The 15,519-nt window shown below is 68.7% G+C and carries 14 protein-coding genes and 1 other RNA gene; 7 read left to right on the top strand and 8 right to left on the bottom strand.

Translation table 11 applies throughout. The annotated features are described in order from the left end of the window. Position 1: 1 nt before the first annotated feature. Together FE263_RS09640 and FE263_RS22065 are read right to left on the bottom strand one after the other, a co-directional pair. The gene (locus FE263_RS09640; RefSeq protein ID WP_138326279.1) at positions 2 to 1,537 is read right to left on the bottom strand and encodes a glucan biosynthesis protein; all 1,536 of its coding nucleotides are present in this window, start codon (positions 1,535 to 1,537) and stop codon (positions 2 to 4) included. Between the two features lie 194 nt (positions 1,538 to 1,731). Further along, positions 1,732 to 1,890: an RING finger protein gene (locus FE263_RS22065; protein ID WP_171034027.1), complete on the bottom strand. Its 159-nt coding sequence runs from the start codon at positions 1,888 to 1,890 to the stop codon at positions 1,732 to 1,734. A gap of 286 nt (positions 1,891 to 2,176) precedes the next feature. Here FE263_RS22065 and FE263_RS09635 point away from each other — a divergent pair, with 286 nt between their 5' ends. Continuing rightward, positions 2,177 to 3,928 (top strand): hypothetical protein, encoded by a 1,752-nt coding sequence (locus FE263_RS09635; protein ID WP_138325801.1) that lies wholly within the window; start codon positions 2,177 to 2,179, stop codon positions 3,926 to 3,928. 191 nt (positions 3,929 to 4,119) lie between these two features. Here FE263_RS09635 and FE263_RS09630 read toward each other — a convergent pair whose 3' ends face one another. From FE263_RS09630 to ssrA, 4 genes are all read right to left on the bottom strand, one after another. Continuing rightward, the gene (locus FE263_RS09630; RefSeq protein ID WP_138325800.1) at positions 4,120 to 4,512 is read right to left on the bottom strand and encodes a VOC family protein; all 393 of its coding nucleotides are present in this window, start codon (positions 4,510 to 4,512) and stop codon (positions 4,120 to 4,122) included. A gap of 22 nt (positions 4,513 to 4,534) precedes the next feature. Next, on the bottom strand, positions 4,535 to 6,205 hold the full coding sequence (locus FE263_RS09625; protein ID WP_138325799.1) for a fumarate hydratase: 1,671 nt from the start codon (positions 6,203 to 6,205) through the stop codon (positions 4,535 to 4,537). Between the two features lie 43 nt (positions 6,206 to 6,248). Continuing rightward, a complete protein-coding gene (locus FE263_RS09620; protein WP_138325798.1) occupies positions 6,249 to 6,845 on the bottom strand; it encodes an SspB family protein in 597 nt (198 codons plus the stop codon). A gap of 113 nt (positions 6,846 to 6,958) precedes the next feature. Continuing rightward, positions 6,959 to 7,292: a transfer-messenger RNA gene (gene ssrA / locus FE263_RS09615) on the bottom strand. 76 nt (positions 7,293 to 7,368) lie between these two features. On the opposite strand from ssrA, the gene thyX reads away from it, so the two are divergent. Both thyX and FE263_RS09605 read left to right on the top strand, forming a co-directional pair. Next, entirely contained in the window at positions 7,369 to 8,346 is a 978-nt protein-coding gene (gene thyX / locus FE263_RS09610) for an FAD-dependent thymidylate synthase (protein WP_171034026.1), read from the top strand. Between the two features lie 5 nt (positions 8,347 to 8,351). After that, positions 8,352 to 8,540: a hypothetical protein gene (locus FE263_RS09605; RefSeq protein ID WP_138325797.1), complete on the top strand. Its 189-nt coding sequence runs from the start codon at positions 8,352 to 8,354 to the stop codon at positions 8,538 to 8,540. Positions 8,541 to 8,547: 7 nt separating this feature from the next. Here FE263_RS09605 and FE263_RS09600 read toward each other — a convergent pair whose 3' ends face one another. Next, the gene (locus tag FE263_RS09600) at positions 8,548 to 9,666 is read right to left on the bottom strand and encodes an Mrp/NBP35 family ATP-binding protein (RefSeq protein WP_138325796.1); all 1,119 of its coding nucleotides are present in this window, start codon (positions 9,664 to 9,666) and stop codon (positions 8,548 to 8,550) included. A gap of 138 nt (positions 9,667 to 9,804) precedes the next feature. Between FE263_RS09600 and FE263_RS09595 the strand changes: the two genes are divergently transcribed. The 4 genes from FE263_RS09595 (at position 9,805) to FE263_RS09580 (ending at position 14,503) form a co-directional block, all read left to right on the top strand. Continuing rightward, positions 9,805 to 11,010, top strand: coding sequence for an OpgC family protein (locus FE263_RS09595; RefSeq protein ID WP_138325795.1), 1,206 nt, complete (start codon positions 9,805 to 9,807; stop codon positions 11,008 to 11,010). 16 nt (positions 11,011 to 11,026) lie between these two features. Further along, entirely contained in the window at positions 11,027 to 11,725 is a 699-nt protein-coding gene (locus tag FE263_RS09590) for an SGNH/GDSL hydrolase family protein (protein ID WP_138325794.1), read from the top strand. Positions 11,726 to 11,821: 96 nt separating this feature from the next. Next, entirely contained in the window at positions 11,822 to 13,393 is a 1,572-nt protein-coding gene (locus FE263_RS09585) for a DegQ family serine endoprotease (RefSeq protein WP_138325793.1), read from the top strand. 45 nt (positions 13,394 to 13,438) lie between these two features. Further along, positions 13,439 to 14,503 carry an FUSC family protein gene (locus tag FE263_RS09580; protein ID WP_138325792.1) on the top strand — a complete coding sequence of 355 codons (1,065 nt, stop codon included), beginning with the start codon at positions 13,439 to 13,441 and terminating at the stop codon, positions 14,501 to 14,503. A 375-nt stretch (positions 14,504 to 14,878) separates the two neighbouring features. Here FE263_RS09580 and FE263_RS09570 read toward each other — a convergent pair whose 3' ends face one another. Beyond that, the gene (locus FE263_RS09570; protein ID WP_138325791.1) at positions 14,879 to 15,448 is read right to left on the bottom strand and encodes a hypothetical protein; all 570 of its coding nucleotides are present in this window, start codon (positions 15,446 to 15,448) and stop codon (positions 14,879 to 14,881) included. Positions 15,449 to 15,519: the final 71 nt, after the last annotated feature.

Below are 15,519 nucleotides of genomic sequence, written 5' to 3'. Positions count from 1 at the left end.
GCTAGCGTATCCAGCGCGACAGCCACATCTCCGACAGCGCCTCGGTGTCGCTGTTCAGGGTGCAGTGCAGCTCGGCGCTGGCGGCGCTGCCCGGGTCGTATTCGAAGATGATGCGCCAGCCATGGATCTCGGGGTTCGGCTCCACCACGACGTTGCGTATGCCGCCGGCGCTGGCACCGGCCTCGGCATGCAGCTTGGCATCCTGCGGGAGCGACTTCACCGCATCGCCGGTGAAGTCGATCGCCACCACGCGGGCCTTGTGATCGTCCGACGCACCGATGCGTGTCTGCGCCACCCGAGCCAACCTGGTCGCCCAGGGGTTGTCCCAGCACCAGTGCATCCGGTACGTGAAGGCATATTCCCCGGCGGCGTTCAGCTTTTCCTTCGGACGCCAGAACGCCACGATGTTGTCGTTCACCTCGTTCGGCGTCGGCAGCTCGACCAGGTCGACCGCGCCCTCGCCCCAATCGCCGATCGGCTCGATCCACAGGCTCGGCCGCTTCTCGTAGTCCAGCGCCAGGTCCTGGAAGTCCGCGAACGAGCGCTTGCGCTGCATCAGGCCGAAGCCGTGCGGGCTGCTCGACGAGAAGGCCGAGAACTGCAGGTCGCGCGGATTGACCAGCGGCCGCCAGAGCTGGTCGCCATGCCCGGTCCATACCGACAGCCCCTCGCTGTCATGCGCCGCCGGACGCCAGTCATCGACGCGCGAGCGGTCGTTGGCGTCGAAATAGAACATGCCGGTCAGGGGTGCCACGCCACTCTCGTGCAGGTCGTGGCGCGGATACAGCGTGCTCTCGACATCGAACACGGTCTCGTCGCCGGGGCGGATCGAGAAGCGGAAGGCGCCGGCGAGGCCGGGGCTGTCGAGCAGGGCGTGCACCACTACCGACGGGCTGCCGGGCTGCGGCCGTTCCAGCCAGAAGGCGGTGAACAGCGGGAACTCCTCGCCGCGGTTGCTGCCGGTGCCGTTGGCGAAGCCCCGCGCCGACAGGCCGTAGGCCTGGCCCTTGGCCACCGCGCGGAAATAGGATGCGCCCTGGAACACGCACAGCTCGTCGAAATAATCCGGGCGGTTCAGCGGCGCATGGATGCGAAAGCCGGAGAAGCCGAGATCCTCGGTGACGCGGATCGACGGGTCATCGTAGCCGAACAGGTCGGGATCGTAGGGGACGCGCTCGGCCTTGCCCGCGACCACCTCGAAGATGTCGATCCGCGGCCGGTACAGGAAGCCGCGCGGCAGGAACTCGACCTTGAAGGGCAGATTGAGGCCCTGCCAGAGCGCTCGGCTCTTCTGGTAGCGGATGCCGCGATACTGGTCGAAGCTGAGCGCGTCGATCGCCTTCGGCAGCCTGGTGTCGGGCGACTGGTAGGGATGGCGCGCCAACTCCTGCGCCAGCCGCCGCACCGTCGAGCCATCGAATGCGCCGGGCTGCGGGTGCGGTGGTCTCGCGGACGGATCGGCCGCCATCGCCGGATGCGCCAGCAGGGCCGCCAGCGTGGAGGCGGCGCCTCCGGCAACCAGGGTGCCGACAAGCATCGAGCGGCGGGGCAGCAGGGCGGGGACCGGAGGCGGCGGCACAGGCGGCAAGTGGACGTCCTTCGACAGGGACCGGCCGACCTCGACCGGTATCGCCTCCGCCTTATGCCTCAGGAAGCCACAAAGAATAACGTATTCCTGACGCAGGCGTCGCGCGGACGCCCCGAGCCGGCCGCCAACGCCGCTTCAGAATCCTAGTGGGTGGCGTTGTCGCCGATCACGCCGTTCGGCAGGGTGCCGGTCAGAGGCGGATTGCCGTTGTTCAGCCGCTCCTTCGAGATCTGCCGCGGCGGGGTGTCGGCCGTGCAGCCGGCGAGCAGGGCGACGCCGAGCATCAGGGCAACGATCTTCACGATGGTCTCTCCTACGAGGGATGATGGTTTTCGATACAGCCAGGCGCGTCAAAGGGCATTTGCGGATATGGATGAACCCGACCATGGACTAGGTGCGCAACGATGCCGGATGGCCAGCCCGCTTGCACCGATGGATCAGCGGTTTCCGAGGACCGTGTGGCATTTCTGCACTGGCGTCTGTTCGTTGCGATTTAGCGTCTTGTTAAAGCGACATCCACTCGACTAAGGAAGGATCAGCCCAATCAGTGCATTGACTTCATAACTCTGTCAAAGCGTGGATTTCGACATGCTCCCTGGAAATGCCTCGAGATCCAGCCTGCTGGTTGCGACCGCTCTCGCCGGCGTCGCACTGGCCTCGGCGATACCCGCCCGCGCGGACGACACCGGTGCCCAGATCAACTCGATCGAGAAGCAGATCCGCAACCTGCAGGGCGAGCTCGGGCGCATGAAGCACAGCCTCGCCCAGCGCGACGCCGATGTGCGCGCGGCACGCGCCGAGGCAGCCGCCGCCAATCGCCAGGCGCTGTCGCTGTCCCAGCGTACCACCAACTCCTATGGCCAGCCGTTGCCGCCGCAGGCGCTCTCCACCCCGCCCGGCTATCCGGTGGGCCCTGCCACGCCGGGCAGCATTCCGAAATACAGCCCCTACGTGAATGTCGACGGCGTGCCGACGCCGGTACTGTATCCCGGCAAGCCGCTGCAGAAGGGCCAGTTCCAGCTGATGGGCGTGCGCGTGACCCTCGGCGGCTTCGTCACCGCGGACAGCATATTCCGGTCACGCAACGAGACCCTCGACATCGGCAGCAACTTCAATGGCACCCTGCCCTACCGCAGCAGCCCGAACTACCACACGCCGGAGTTCCGCGAGACCGCACGCGCCAGCCGGGTTTCGCTGCTCGTCGAGGCCAACGCCGACCCGGTGACCAAGCTCACCGCCTATTGGGAAGCGGATTTCCAGGGCGTCGGCTCCGGATCCAACTCGGTGGAGAGCAACAGCTACGTGCTGCGCCAGCGCATCCTGTATGCGCAGATCACCCGCAGCGACTGGGACTTCTACGTCATGGGCGGCCAGTCCTTCTCGCTGCTGACGCAGAACCGCATCGGCATCACGCTGCGGCAGGAGAACACGCCGCTCACCATCGACACCCAGTACGTGCCCGGCTTCGTCTGGACCCGCCAGACCGGGCTCCGCTTCGTCAAGGGCTTCGACAACGACAAGTTCGATCTCGGACTGGCGTTCGAAAGCCCGCAGGCGACGTACTATACCGGGGGCAACGGCACCGGTTCGACCGACGGCACCATCGATGCCACCAACACCGGCAGCGGCACGCTCAATCCCGACACCTCCTACTCGGACGACATCGCGCCGGACGTGATCCTGAAGGGCACCGCCGATCCGGGTTGGGGCCACTACGAGCTGTTCGGCATCGCCCGCTTCCTGCACGACCGCACCAGCTTCGTCGGCAGCGGCACCAACCATACCGTGCTGGCCGGCGGCGGCGGCGGCAGCGCCATCGTGCCGATCATCCCCGGCAGGCTCGAAGTCAACGGCAGCGTACTGGCCGGCGAGGGTATCGGGCGCTACGGCACCTCGCAGCTCACCGACGCCACCTTCTCATCCAGCGGCGCACCCAAGCCGCTGCCGGAAGTCATCGCCCTGGTCGGCCTGGTCTCGCATCCGTATGCGCGCTTCGACCTCTACGGCTACGTCGGCACGGAGCAGATCACGCACCGCGAATCGTTTACGGAAGGCGGCAAGGGCTACGGTTATGGCAGCCCGCTCTACAGCAACGTCGGCTGCAACACGGAGCAGCCGATCACGACCACGCTGGCCCTGCCCTGCACGGCCAACACGTCTGGCGTGGTGGGTGCGGCGGTCGGTGGCTGGTGGCGCTTCCTGCGCGGCGACTTCGGCACCATGCAGACCGGCATCCAGTATTCCTACATCCACAAGACCGCGTTCGAGGGCCGCGGCGGCAGCCCGAACACGGACGACAACATGGTGTTCCTGAGCTTCCGCTACCTCCCCTTCCAATAAGACTGTCCGCGATCACCTGCTGCTGGCGATCCGACGCATCGTCCCTGCGCTCCGATGCTCACGGCCAGACGGACGCTCCGCTTCGCTGCTCGACATGGCACGCCGGAGGCGGCCAAGCGTCCGCTCTCATCCAGCATCAGGCGATTGCGAACAGTCTTTGGGCTCGCTTGATCAACAGGTAGAAGCGGAAGTCAGCCTGCGTAACAGGCGAGTTCGATCAGGTTGCCGTCGGGGTCGTGGCAATACACCGAGACCGTTGGACCCAGTGCGCCCAGGCGCTCGACCGGGCCTTCGGTGACCGTCACGCCGCAGGTCTGCAGGTGCTCGATGATGTCCTCGGTGCGCACCGCAGTCACGAAGCACAGGTCCTGGCAGCCGGGGATGGCATCGTCGGCGGTGATCCAGCCTTCGCTGCCATAGGGGCGCAGGTTGACCTTCTGGCCGCCGAACTTCAGCGCCGAGCGGTTGTTGCGACCATATTCCTCGCGCTCCATGCCGAGCACGCGCTGATACCAGGATGCGGTGATCTCGACATCGCGGCAGGTGATGACGATGTGGTCGAGCCGGTCGACGGTGAAGCGCATCAGGTCAGGCCCCCGGCCGTGCTCAACTCAGGCCATCGTAGAAATCGTTGCCCTTGTCGTCGATGACGATGAAGGCGGGGAAGTTCTCGACCTCGATGCGCCATACCGCCTCCATGCCGAGTTCCGGATACTCCAGCGTCTCGACGCTGCGTATGCAATCCTGCGCCAGCCGTGCCGCCGGTCCGCCTACGGAGCCGAGGTAGAAGCCGCCGAACCTTCGGCAGGCGTCGCGGACCGCCTTCGACCGGTTGCCCTTGGCCAGCATGACGAACGAGCCGCCGGCTTCCTGCAGTGCCGCGACATAGCTGTCCATGCGCCCGGCGGTGGTCGGGCCGAACGAGCCGGTCGGCATCCCCTCGGGCGTCTTGGCGGGGCCGGCATAGTAGACCGGGTGGTCGCGCAGATAGTCCGGCACCCCCTCGCCCCGGTCCAGCCGCTCCTTGAACTTCGCGTGCGCGATATCGCGCGCCACCACCACGGTGCCGCTCAGCGATAGGCGCGTCTTCACCGGATACTGCGAGAGCTGCGCCCTGATCTCGCCCATCGGACGGTTCAGGTCGACCTGCACCACCGCATCGCCGAGCACCTCGTCGGTCGCCTCGGGCAGGTAGTGCGCCGGATCGGCCTCCAGCTGCTCGAGGAAGATGCCGTCCGGGGTGATCTTGGCCTTGATCTGGCGATCGGCGGAACAGGACACGCCGATGCCGACCGGCAGGCTGGCGCCGTGCCGCGGCAGCCGGATCACCCGCACATCGTGGCAGAAATACTTGCCGCCGAACTGCGCGCCGATGCCGAGCGACTGGGTGAGCTTGTGCACCTCGGCCTCCAGCTCGACATCGCGGAACGCGTGCCCGAGCCGGCTGCCCTCGCGCGGCAGCCCGTCGAGCCACTTCGTCGATGCGAGCTTGACGGTCTTCAGGGTCAGCTCCGCCGAGGTGCCGCCGATCGCGATCGCCAGGTGATAGGGCGGGCAGGCCGACGTGCCGAGGGTGCGTATCCTGGTGCCCAGCCACTCCAGCAGCTTCGCCGGCGACGCCAGCAGCGCCCGTGTCTCCTGGTACAGGAAGGTCTTGTTGGCCGAGCCACCGCCCTTGGCGATGAACATCAGGTGCAGCTCGTCGGCATGATGCTCGCCGGGGGCAGCGGCGATGTCGAACTGCACCGGCAGGTTGTTGCCGGTATTGACCTCGTCGAACATCGTCAGCGGCGCCATCTGCGAATAGCGCAGGTTGGTCTCGGTGTAGGTGCGGTGCACTCCGTATGAGAGCGCCTCCTCTTCGTCGCCATCGATCCAGACCCGCTGGCCCTTCTTGCCGAACACGATGGCGGTGCCGGTATCCTGGCACATCGGAAGCACGCCGCCGGCGGCGATCGACGCGTTCTTGAGCAGGTCCATCGCCACGAAGCGGTCGTTCGCCGACGCCTCCGGGTCGTCGAGGATGCGGCGGAGCTGGGCGAGGTGGCCGGGACGCAGAAGATGGCTGACATCGCGGAAGGCCTGTGCCGCCAGTTCGGTCAATGCCTCCGGCCGCACCCGCAGGACGCTGCGTCCGTCCACGACCGTGGTGGAGACGCCCTCGATCTCGAGCCTGCGCCAGGGCGTCGCGTCTGCCGCCAGCGGAAACATCGGCGAATAGGCAAAATCCCTGGCAGGGGCCCCTGTCGTGGAGACCTTCGGCGGTATCGCGTTCATCTGGTTTTCCTAGGAACTGATCCTTGCAGGTCCGCAGGCCGTGTCAGTTGCCCGGGCCACGACGCCGGAACGCATCGAGGCTTACCACCTGCGGCGTGCTGTCGGCCGGCGCGTCCTCGCCTGCCGGCTTGTCCCGCGAGGCATCCTCCGCGGCGGCCAGTCCAGCCGGCGAAGGCCTGGAGTGCGGCAGTTGTGCAGGGGCAGCCGCGGTCTCTTCGGCCGGCGGTGTGAAACGCAGCACCATGCGGACCTGCGGGTCGGCGAAACCGGTGATCGCCGCGAACGGGATCACCAGCGTCGAGGGAATGCCGCCGAACGACAGGCCGACGCTCATCACGGCGTCGGACGCATCGACCTTGAGGTCCCAGAACTGGTGCTGCAGGACGATGGTCATTTCCTGCGGATACTGCGCCCGCAGCCGGTCCGGGATGCCGACGCCCGGGGCCGAGGTCAGGAAGGTCAGGTAGAAATGGTGCTGGCCGGGCAGGCCCTCGTCACGCGCGAAGCACAGCGCCTTGACCATGACCTGGCGATAGGCGTCCTCGACCCAGCGCTCGTAGGGCAGCAGGCTTGCCGGCAGGCCGGCCTCGTCCTCTCCGGTCTCGCCGATCGGGCCGTCGCCGTCGAATTTGTCGCTCATCGGCCTCTCCGTTTCGGCATCCGGTCCCGAACCTCTCCTGTTGCCACGCGTCCGGCGCCGCCACAAGGCCGACCGGATCAGCAACACCCGCCTGCCGGCGGGGGGTGGACGTAAGTGGGGGGGCTTCTGTTGCCCGGTGCCCCCCCGTACCGCGCTTGTCACTTATGCAGCGACAGCGAGCGCCTCGAAGTTATCGTTGGCACCTGTGTTTTAGCCCGATAACGGCGGTACAATGCCGGGCAAAAGGTGGGTCTTTACCACGCGTGTCGAGCCTGTGTCGCCCCCATGCTCTCCCGGACACTCGCATGTCCCGGAGAGAAGTTGGTGGAGGCGCCGGGCACTGCCCCCGGGTCCACAACGATTATTCCACGCACCGTTTATCGCCATAGTCTTGCCCGAAGGCGTAACACCCCGGATGTAGGCGCATCCGGCGTAATATGGAAGGGTCCGCAGGACCCTTTTCGGCATGCGTCGCGACCGGGACATGGTGCGACGGCGGCCGCCGGATGCTAGATGCGGATGCATGATGCCAGACCAAGCGCACGCCACCGACCAAGCCGCAGCCGAGCAGCTTCCTGCCACCGGCGACCTCCGGGACACCACCCAGCCGACGCGCCGGGCCACCGTGCCCGCGCTCGAGGCGATGCTGCACACCGCCATGCCGGTGCTCGACCATGGCTTCGTGCGGGTGGTGGACTACATGGGCGACGACGGCGCGATCGTGCAGGCGGCCCGGGTCTCGTACGGACGCGGCACCCGCAAGGTGAGCGAGGATACCGGGCTGATCCGCTACCTGATGCGGCACCGGCATTCGACCCCGTTCGAGATGTGCGAGATCAAGTACCACGTGAAGCTGCCGATCTTCGTGGCGCGGCAGTGGATCCGCCATCGCATGGCGAACGTGAACGAGATCTCCGCGCGCTACTCGATCCTGGACCGCGAGTTCTACATCCCGGAGCCGCAGCATCTCGCCGCCCAGAGCACCAGCAACCGCCAGGGCCGCGGCGACGTGCTCGAGGGCGAGGCCGCCTGCGCCGTGCTCGACCTGCTGCGCGAGGATGCCAGCCGCTGCCACGACCACTACGCCCTGATGCTCGGCGAAGGCGGCTCGCCGGAAGCCCCCGAGTCCGGCTATGGCCTGGCGCGAGAGCTGGCGCGCATGAACCTCACTCTCAACACCTACACCCAGTGGTACTGGAAGGCCGACCTGCACAACCTGCTCGGCTTCCTGTCGCTGCGACTCGACAGCCACGCGCAGTACGAGATCCGGGTGTATGCGGAGGCGATGCTGCGCAGCGTGCGTGCCTGGGTGCCGATCGCGGCAGCCGCCTTCGAGGACTACCGGGTCGGCGCCTTCACCTTCTCGGCCTCGATGCTGGCTGTGCTGCGTCGCCAGCTCGCCGGCGAGGCTGTGACCCAGGCACAGAGCGGGCTGAGCCGGCGCGAGTGGGACGAGATGCAGGCGGTGCTGGCCGGCGGCGACGCCATGACGGCAGCCTGACCGGGATGTCCGGGCAGGAGCCTGGTCCGACACCACCCGGACGGCGCCCGCCGGATTTCACGCCGTGGATCGTGCTGGTGGCGCTGCTCGGACTGATTGCCCTGGGCCTCTACCTGTTCCCGATGGTCAAGTCCTACATGAACTACCAGGACTGCGTCGGCAGCGGCCGCGTCGACTGCGCCGGCCGGACCTGAACGCCGCCTACAGCCGCAGCGATTCCGCGACCTTCGCCGCCAGGGCCGCATAGGCGCGGCCGGCATCGCTCTCCGGCGCCGAGGCCATGATCGGCGTGCCGGCATCCGAGCTGGTGCGTATGTCGAGCAGCAGCGGGATCTCGGCCAGGAACGGCACGCCGAGGGTCGCCGCCTCGGCACGCGCCCCGCCATGGCCGAACAGCTCGGTGCGCTCGCCGCATCTCGGACAGCAGAAGAACGACATGTTCTCGACGATGCCGAGCACCGGCACGTTGGTCTTCTCGAACATCGCCACCCCGCGCCGGGCGTCGAGCAGCGCGATGTCCTGCGGCGTCGAGACGATCACCGCCCCCGCCAGCGACACCTTCTGCGCCATGGTGAGCTGGGCATCGCCGGTGCCGGGCGGCATGTCGACCACCATCACGTCGAGCGCGCCCCATTCGACGTCGCCCATCAGCTGGTTCAGCGCGCCCATCACCATCGGGCCGCGCCAGACCATCGCCGTTCGTTCCTCGACCAGGAAGCCGATCGACATCGCGCGCAGGCCCCAGGCCTCGATCGGCACCATGCGCTTGTCGCGCACCTCCGGCTGGCCGGTGATGCCGAGCATGCGCGGCAGGCTCGGGCCGTGGATGTCGGCATCCAGCAGCCCGACCGCGAGGCCGCGCCGGGCCAGGCCGATGGCGAGGTTGACCGCGGTGGTCGACTTGCCGACGCCGCCCTTGCCGGACGCCACCGCGATCACCCGCTTCACGTCGGCCAGCAGCTTGCCGGGCGGTGCGGTCCCGCCCAGCCGGATCGGGGCGTGCGAAGGTGCGGCGGATGCGGTCGCCGCCGGTCCGGGTGCCGCATCCACCGCCGCACCCCGGTGCGCGGTCAGCATCACGGTGACGTTTGCCACCCCGGGCAGCGCCCGGATCGCCGCCTCGGCCTGCGCCGCGACACGTTCCATCGACTGCTGTTCCTGGCGGCCACTACGCAGCACCAGCTGCACCAGGCCGCCCCGCACCACCAGGCCGTCGATCCGGTCGCTTGCCGGCAGGTCCTTTCCGCTGACCGGATCGATGACGCGGGACAGGGCGTGCAGCACCGCCGGCTGATCGGGCGCCTTCGGGAACAGGGCCATGATTTTCTCCTGGGCGGTACGCTGGTCGCAACAACCGGGCGGCCGGATGTGACTTAAGGTAAGCTGGCGGTGGACGCACTGGAAGCGGACCACCCGCCTCGCCTATCTGTTGCCAGCCATGCAGGAGCCGGACCCCGGATGACGCAATCCAGCGCCCCCGCTTCCCGGGCAATCCCCCCGACGCCACGCAAGGGCCGGGACCATCGCGTCGATGCCCTGCGCGGCGCGGCGCTCGGCATGATGTTCGTCGACCACATCCCGGACAACCTGCTCAACCGCCTCACCCTGCGCAACCTCGGCTTCTGCGACGCCGCCGAGATCTTCGTGCTGCTGGCCGGCTTCGCCTCGATGCTCGCCTATGGGCGCGCCTTCGCCCGCGAGAGCGTGCGCTCGGCGATGAACAAGCTGCTGCGCCGCTGCGCCAAGCTCTATGTCTTCCAGGTCGGCATGCTGCTGATCAGCATCGCGGTCATCACCCAGTGGCGGCAGATCCACTGGGTGCCGGTGGACTTCCTCGAGCCGGAGCTGGCGCACGGCTGGACCAGCCTGTGGCGGGCGATGTCGCTGATGGCGCTGCCCGGCAACCTCAACATCCTGCCGCTCTACATCGTGCTGCTGCTGCTGTTCCCGGTGATCTACTGGGTGCAGCGCCGTTCGGTCTGGCTGGCCCTGGCGCTGAGCGGATGCGCCTGGCTGACGGTCAATCTCGACCCGGCGCTCAACCTGCCGAACTGGCTCGACCCGGACGGCTGGTATTTCAACCCCTTTGCCTGGCAGTTCCTGTTCACCCTGGGCGCCCTGGCGGCAAAGGTGACCGAGGCACGCGGCGGCGACCTGCCGCGCTACCGGCTGGTGGTGGCGTTCTGCTGGGCCTACCTCGCCTTCAGCGCGGTGCAGGAGTTCCCCTGGGCGCAGTGGCACCTGCCGAACCTGGCGCCGCTCGATATCGATCCGCCGCTGAAGACGCCGCTCTCGCCGCTTCGCCTGATCGACGTGATGTCGATCTTCTACCTGGTGCAGAGCAGTCCGACGATGTCCCGCTTCGCAGCCAGCCGCACCGGCCAGGTGCTGGCGGTGCTTGGACGGCATTCGCTGGAGGTGTTCTCGGCCGGTACCCTGCTCGACCTGTTCGCCAAGCTGCTGTTCGCCACCTTCGGCAGCCACTGGGCCCTGCAGATCGGCATCAACGTGATCGGCCTTGGGACGCTCTTCCTGCTTGCCCGCGCCCTCGATCGCCGCAAGACGCAGCGCAAGCTCGAACAGAAGCAGACCGAGCAGCGGACGGAGCGCCAGCAGGCCGAAGCAGCGCAGCGTGGCGCCTCCCATCCTGTCGCCGCGTCCTGAGGCAATGCCCCAGACCATGCCGCCCACACCTGGCCCCACCCACGACACCGATTCCGATGCCTTCGGCTTCGGGCTGGATCCGCGCTGCCTCGCCCGGTCGCGTGGCGCGCTGGCGGAACGCCGGGCGCTGCGTATCACCGCCTTCGGTGCCTCGACCACCGAGGGTATCGGCGCATCCTCCCCGGAGCACGGCTACCCGGAAGTGATGCGGGCCAGGCTGGTCGCCACCGGCATCGCGCCGGTGGAAGTGCGCAATCGCGGGGTCGCCGGCAACACCGCGCGGGACCTGCGCGGGCGGCTGGGAGAGGTCGTCGCGGACGCACCGGACCTGGTGCTGTTCCAGACCGGCAGCAACGATCCGCTGCAAGGGCTTCCGGTGAAGGAGTTCGGAGATCTCACCCGCGAGGACCTGCTCGCCCTGCGCTCGCGCACCGGGGCGGACATCGTGCTGATCGACCAGCAGTTCTGCCGGACGCTGCAGGAATGCGAGGGATTCCCGCCCTATCTCACCGCATTGCACGCGGCAGGAGCCGCGACCGGGGTGCCGGTGTTCCCGCGCTACCAGATGATGCAGAGCTGGAGCATGACGCCCGGCATGGATCGCGACCGGCTGTCGCCGGACGGGCTGCACATGGGCGATGCCGGCTACCGGCTGCTGGGCGAGGCGCTGGCCGGCTGGCTGCGCGACGCCCTGCTGCATCCGGACGCGGCGTGACGAGCTGGATGCGTCAATCCGGCGACAGCGGCGTTATGGAAAGGCGACATCTTGGGTTAGAGAATGGCCCGACGGATCCCTGAGGACACTCGCTGCATGCGCCCTGCTCCACGTCTCGCCTGCCTTGCGGCGGCGGCCCTGCTCCAGGCCGGAGTGCCGGCGGCGACCGTGGCCGGGCTGCCCGCGCAGGCGCTGGCGCGCGGTGCCCCGGACAGCTTCGCCGATCTTGCCGCCAGCCTGCTGCCGGCGGTGGTCAACATCTCCTCGACCGAGACGGTGACCGGTGATGCGCCGGAGGACGACGACGACCAGGGTGGCGGCGGCGGCGGTGGTGGCGACCAGGGCCAGGGTCCCGACGTGCCGGCATTCCCGCCCGGCTCGCCGTTCGAGAAGTTCTTCCACGACTTCATGAACCGCCAGCATGGCGGCGGCAGCCCGAATGCGCCGCCGCGCAAGATGCAGGCGCTCGGCTCCGGCTTCATCGTCGATCCGTCCGGCATCATCGTCACCAACAACCACGTCATCAGCGGCGCCGAGGAAATCACCGTCACGCTGCAGGACAACACGGTGCTGAAGGCCAGGCTGCTCGGCCACGACGACCGCACCGACCTCGCGGTACTGCAGGTGCATGCCGACCACAAGCTGACCGCCGTTGCCTTCGGCGACAGCGACAAGTCGCGTGTCGGCGACTGGGTGCTGGCGATCGGCAACCCGTTCGGCCTGTCCGGCACGGTCACCGCCGGCATCGTGTCGTCGCGCGGCCGCGACATCCAGCAGGGGCCGTACGACGACTTCATCCAGACCGACGCGCCGATCAACAAGGGCAACTCGGGCGGTCCGCTGTTCAACATGGACGGCCAGGTCATCGGCATCAACACGGCGATCTATTCGCCATCCGGCGGCTCGATCGGCATCGGCTTCTCGATCCCGGCCAACGAGGCGCGGCTGATCATCGAGCAGCTGCGCCGCTTCGGCCATGCCCGGCGCGGCTGGATCGGGGTGCACATCCAGGACGTCACCCAGGACATCGCCGACAGCCTCGGGCTGAAACCCGCGCACGGCGCGCTGATCGCCGGCATCGAGCCGAAAGGGCCCGCGGAGAAGGCCGGACTGCAGAGCGGCGACGTCATCCTGCAGTTCGACGGCCGCGACGTCGATGGCCGCAGCCTGCCGCGCCGGGTGGCCGAGACCCCGGTCGGCGACGCCGGCCAGTTCTCGATCTGGCGCGACGGCCACCGGCAGCCGCTGACGATCCCGATCGGCGAGTTCCCGGAGCAGGAGGCCAAGCCTGCCGCTGCGCCGAGCCCGAAGCCCGCCGCCAGCGCCGCGATGTCGCTGCCTGCACTCGGCATCAAGGTCTCGTCGATCACCGCGGCCCTGCGCCAGAAGTACCAGCTCTCCGACAGCCAGAAGGGCGTCGTGATCACCGAGGTGGCGCAGGACGGCCCGGCCGCCGATCGCGGCCTGCGTGTCGGCGACGTGGTGGTCGAGGTGCAGCAGGCCGCTATCTCCACCCCGGCGGCGCTGCAGGAGCAGGTCGACAAGGCCCGCCGCGCCAGGCGGGCCTCGGTGCTGATGCTGGTCCAGGACGGCGATGCGGTCCGCTTCGTGCCGCTGCCGGTCGGAAGCTCGCACGCAAAGGGTTCCGGTCCCGACAAGGCCCCCTGAGACAACGACCGACAGTACCGGCCCGCGCATCCCGGCCATCCTGCCATGATCCAGGCCCTGCTGCGTGCCGGGATCGGCCGTCGGCATCGCGCCTGGCTCAGGCAGGCGGCGCGGACCCTGGTCTCGGTGTTCCTGTCCGGTGCGGTCTCGGAACTGTTCGGCCTGCACGAGGCGCCCTGGGCGCTGATCACGGCGGCCATCGTCACGTCAAGCAGCGTCACCGGCACCTGGACGGCGGGCCGCGACCAGATCGTCGGCACCCTGATCGGCGCCGTCGCCGGTGCCGCCGCGATCGGCCTGGAGCTGCTCGGCTATCCGAAGATGCCGGTGTTCTGGGTCGTGCTGGCGCCGCTCGCGCTGCTCGCCGCCGCACGTCCGACGCTGCGGCTGACCTGCGTGACCCTGGTGGTGGTGTTCCTGTTCCCCTCGCCCGGATCTCCGTTCGCCCGCCCGGTCGATCGTGTCTTCGCCATCCTGACCGGGGCGCTGGTGTCGCTGGTGGTGTCGTTCGTGGTGTTCCGCTCGCGCGCGCGCGAACAGGCGTTCGGCGCCGCCCGCGAGATGCTGGGCGTGCTGCGCCAGCTGCTCGCCGAGGTGATGACGGGTCGCGGTCCGGCATCCTCCCGCGATGCGCTCAACGACGCCTCGATCACCGCGCTGCGCCAGCTGGCCGACGCGGTGATCGAAGCCCGGCGCGAACATGTCAGTGCCCTGGAGCAGGCCGACCCGCTGCTGGTGCGGCTGGTGCCGATGCTGCGCCGGCTGCAGAGCGACGTGCTGTTCGTGACCCGCGCGATGGACGAGCTGCCCGATGCGGTCGCGTTGCGCGGCACCCTGGCCAGTGCCAGCCAGGCCTTGACGGACGTGTTCGACGGTCTGGCACGGCGCTGCGCCGCGATCGAGAATGGCCGGCCGGGCATCGAGGCCCCCGGCGACGGCGCCGCCGAGATCGCCAACCTGGACGATACCCTTGCCTCGCTGGGCGACACCGCCGGCGTGCCGCTGCGGTTCACCCTGCAGATGTTGCGGCGCGATCTCGACGACATGGAGACGGCGATCCTGCAGGACGCGCAGGAGGGGGGCGGAAGCCTGCCGGCCGGAGCAGCCTGACCATGCAGGCCAGGCGGGTGGTTGCAGGTGGTTGTCGTAGTCGCCGGCTCGCGCGGCGATGCGTTGCCGGAAGCGCCCGACAAGCGCAGGCCGGCGGTCGTGGTGGAGCATGACGGGCTGTTCGCGCCGGCCTGTCCGGACACCACCCTGGTGCCGCTCACCGGGGACGGCACCCTGGTGATCCCGGACCTCCCGGTCCGCCATCGCGCCGACGCCGGAGAACGGCTGCACCAGGCCATGCCGGGCGGTGTCGCACCTGGTCGCCACCACGTCCAAGTTGCGGCTGCAGCCGACCGCCTCCCGCATCACCCCCGGATCAGCTCACCGCCGTGCGCCGGCAGATCGCCCTCGCGCCCGCATCGAGTGGCACGACGCTCAGTTCGGCGCCGGACTGGGCGTATTGGACGGCATCGAGGCATGCGACACCCCCGGCTGTGGCGCCGCGCTGACCGCGCCGGCGGCTACCGGCTGCTGCGCCGCGGACGTGGGCGCGGAGGCGTCGATCCGGTTTCCGGTTGCAGGACGCTGCGGCGGATGCGCGTCGAGATAGCCAAGGCAGGTCTTGACCGCCGGCGAGCAGAACGCGTCGGTGGCGAACAGCGCGTTCTTCTCGCCTGAATACAGCACGTTGGTGACGATGCCGTCATCGGCCCGCGCGGTGATGTGGCAGTTGCCGCCGAACGAGAGCGAGATGCCGCCGACGATCGGCGGCGCCAGGCTGACCGCTGAGCTCGATGCGGTGTACCAGGTCAGCACGTCGGTGCCGGGGAAGCTGGAATGCTGGTCCGGGCTGCCGAGACAGGCGACCAGATCGACCTCGCGCAGGCCTATCAGTGCGTGCTGCGCGCGGTGCGCCGCCACCGCATCGGTCACCGCACAGCCGCCCAGGGCCGGCATCGCCGCGAGCATCGCGCACAGGGCAAGGCTGTCTACGTGCTGCTTCATCGAGACGCTCTACTTCCGGTTGCCGGTCGTTCGCGTCAAACCATGCGAGGGGCCGCGGCGGCAAGCCCCTC

The sequence above is a fragment of the Lichenicoccus roseus genome, assembly GCF_005844085.1.
Taxonomy (GTDB): domain Bacteria; phylum Pseudomonadota; class Alphaproteobacteria; order Acetobacterales; family Acetobacteraceae; genus Lichenicoccus; species Lichenicoccus roseus.
Note: the sequence above shows the minus strand (reverse complement) of the source record. Positions and strands in the feature narration are given on the sequence as shown.